Consider the following 3,312-nt stretch of genomic DNA (forward strand, 5'->3'; position numbering starts at 1 on the left):
GTGCGGCTCCCGCCAGGCCGGAGGCGGGCGCGGCGCGGTCCGCAAGCGCGTCGGGCGCGCGCAAGGCAGGCTCTCGCGGGGTGCGTGACTCGGTCTCCGGAGCCGGCCCGGATTGTGCCTGTCGCGCCTTGGCCGCGGCCGGTGGCGCCGGCGCTTTCGCATCTTGCGCGGCTACCGGCGCCGGACCTGGCGGCGCAGCCGTTGCCGCGGCTTGGCCGGCGGCAGCCGGTTGCGCCTGCACGTTTGCGGCAGGTGCCGGCTGCCGCCCGGCCGGCGCTTGCCCTGGCTGCGCGGTCTTGCTGTCCGCCACGGCCGCAGTCTCAGCCTGCTTCTCCTGCGTCTCCGGCTTCTCCGGCTTTTGCGTGGTGCGGGGCGTGTCCGGCAGCAGCAAGGCGCCGTCCCGCAAATCGAGCTGGCGCAGCACCACCTGCAGCGACAGCGCCGCGACGCCGAGCGTGGCTGCAAGCACGCCCAGCGCGGGCCACCAACGGCGTGCCGCGCGTCCTGGCGCAGGCTTTGCCGGCGCATCGCCGTCTTGCTGCGCGGCTTCGGCCTGTTCGCGCAGCCATGCCTGCGCCGCCGCGCTGACCGGTGCGCCAAGCACGCGCTGCGTGTCGTCGCCGCGCCGTACTTCGGTCAGCACGGCCGCGCGCCGCGCGGCCTGTGCCGCCTGCAGGCGCGCGGCTTCCTCCATCACGGCAGCCTGCAGTCCGGGCGGCGGGGCGAACACCGCATCGGCTGCCGGCCGGGGCGATCCGGGCGCGGGGGGCACGGCGGGCGCGGCGGCGTGTGCCTGGCGCGCGGCCTGCGCCGCGCGCGCCACCGCCATCACCGACGCTTCCAGCGAAGGCGGCGGCGCAAACGGCGGCAGCGTGCGCAGCAGCGCCGCGAGCCGGTCTTCGCCGGCAATGAATCGCTCGTCCGCGCTCATGGCTGCCGCTCCTGCGGCGCCACGGCCGCCAGGCTCTCGCGCAGGCGCGCAAAGGCGTAGCGCAGCCGGCTCTTGATGGTTTCGAATTTCTCTCCCAGCGTCTGCGCGATCTCCTCCACGCTCATCTCGCTGAAGAAGCGCAGCACGATCACTTCCCGCTGCGCGGCCGGCAGCGCCATCAGCGCCTGCCGCACGCCTTGCAGATTCTGCCGCAGGCTCGCCTCGGCCTCGGGGCTGAGGTCGTCGGCGGGCAGGGCGAGATGGTCTTCGTCGAGCGTATCGCGCTGGCGCTCGTAGGCGCCGCGCAGCGTGTCGAGCCAGGTGTTGCGCGCGATCTGGAACAGGAAGGTGCGCAGCGCCGCGCTGGGCTGGTAGTCGCCGCAGCGGGTCATCAGCTTGACCCAGGTCTTCTGGGTCACGTCCTCGGCCTCGCCCGTGTTGCCCTGGCACAGCCAGGCCACGTAGTTGTACAGTGCGGCGTTGTGGCGGCGGAACAGCTCGGCCACCGGCTGCTCGATCAGGCCGTTGGCGACCAGCAGCATGAGGTCGGTGTCCGGCAACGCCGACAGGCTGGAGGCGGGTTGGTCTGGCATGCCGGCAGGCATGCGGTCGGGCGGGGCGCCGGGCGCGGAGGCATTCATGCGCGGCAGTATATGACAGCGCCCCGTGCCGCCGCGAGCGCGCCCCGCCGGGTGCGATGCAGCACGCGCCTGCGTGGCGCCCGCCGTCATCGCACCTCCGTCATCACTCCGCCTTCAGCGCTGCGGCTGCGGCGCGGGGCCGTCGCCCTGCGCCAGCGGCGCGCGCGTCGACAGGGCCTGTGCCAGGTCCACCAACTGAATGAACTCGCCGCGATAGCCGAAGCGGTCGCCGCCGCGCGCGCCGAGCGCCAGCGCGCGCGCATCGGCATAGCTCCAGGTGCCGACATGGCTGCCGCCGCGCAAGGCCTGGCCGAAGCCGGCCACCGCCGTGGCGAAGCGGAAGGCATCGTCGGCCTGCGCCAGCGGACGCACCGCGCCGGCCGGCACCGCCAGCTCCAGCAACTCGCTGGCCTGGGCCTGCGCGCGCTTGTAGCGCAACTTCACATGGGCCAGCTCGCCGGTGCCGCTGTTCGCGCCTTGCGGCTGCGGCTGGTAGCGCAGCGGATCGAGCAGGCCGGGCTGCCCTGCCAGCGTCAGCTCATAGAGCGCGGTCACCGTATGCCCCGCGCCGATATCGCCGGCGTCGACCTGGTCATTGTTGAAATCCTCGCGCCTGAGCGCGCGGTTTTCGTAGCCGATCAGGCGGTATTCCTTGACCGTGGCCGGATTGAACTCGACCTGGATCTTGACGTCGCGCGCCACCGTGGCAAGCGTGGAACTCATCTCCTCCACCAGCACCTTGCGGCCTTCCATCAGGTTGTCGATATACGAGTAGGCGCCGTCGCCCGCATCGGCCAGCTGCTCCATGAGCTGGTCGTTGTAGTTGCCGGTGCCGAAGCCCAGCGTGGACAGCGACACGCCCGACTTGCGCTTCTCCGCGACCATGTCCTTGAGCTGGCGGAAGTCGGTGATGCCGACGTTGAAGTCGCCGTCGGTGGCCAGCAGCACGCGGTTGATGCCACCGGCGATAAAGCTCTGCTGCGCGGCCTGGTAGGCCAGCGCGATGCCGCTCGCGCCCGCGGTGGATCCGCCCGCCACCAGGGCGTCGATGGCCGCCGAGATGGCGGTCTTGTCGCTGCCTGGCGTGGGCGGCAGCACCACGCGCGTGCCGCTGGCGTAGGTGACCAGCGTGATGCGGTCCTGCGGGCGCAGCGCGCCGGTGAGCAGCTTGAGCGATGCCTTCAGCAGCGGAAGCTTGTCGGGCGAATACATCGAGCCGGACACGTCGACCAGGAACACCAGGTTGGCGGGTGGCAGGCTTTCGCGCGCGGCGTCGGCGGCCTTGATGCCGATGCGCAGCAGCACATTGCTGGCGTGCCAGGGGGCCGGCGCGGCCGCGACGTGCACCGCGAAGGGCCGGCCATCGCGCGGCTGCGCGTAGTCGTAGGGGAAGTAGTTGACCATTTCTTCCACGCGCACGGCATCGGCCGGCGGCAGGCGGCCTGCGTTGAGCATGCGGCGCACATTGCTGTAGCTGCCGGTATCGACATCGATGCTGAAGGTGGAGACCGGCGCCTGCGCAACCTGCTGCACGCCGTTCTCGTCGATGGCGGCGTAGCGCTCGCGCTCGGGTTCGCCACGCCAGGCTGGCTGCGGGGAGGGCGCGATCATCGCCATGGGCGCGGGTGCCGCGGGCAGGTGGCGCATCGCCGGCGCGCGGGCATCGGCAGCGGCGCCGGCGAACGCTTCGGCCCGGCTGGCCTTGGCCGCGGGCCCGGTGGTGGCGGGCGTGGCGGGGGT

General features: G+C 72.5%; 3 protein-coding genes. All 3 read right to left on the reverse strand.

Annotation, left to right across the window (positions count from 1 at the left end; all coding sequences use genetic code 11):
• Nucleotides 1-931, reverse strand: a 931-nt coding sequence (locus tag AC1DK4_RS40405) for a hypothetical protein (RefSeq protein ID WP_477132251.1), incomplete at its 3' end; no start/stop codon positions are given.
• Nucleotides 928-1,524 (reverse strand): RNA polymerase sigma factor, encoded by a 597-nt coding sequence (locus AC1DK4_RS40410; protein ID WP_441643663.1) that lies wholly within the window; start codon nt 1,522-1,524, stop codon nt 928-930. The genes AC1DK4_RS40405 and AC1DK4_RS40410, both read right to left, overlap by 4 nt.
• 162 nt (nt 1,525-1,686) lie before the next feature.
• The coding region (locus tag AC1DK4_RS40415) for a vWA domain-containing protein (RefSeq protein ID WP_477132252.1) at nt 1,687-3,312 on the reverse strand (1,626 nt) is incomplete at its 5' end.

This window comes from Cupriavidus sp. 05N38, assembly GCF_056397345.1.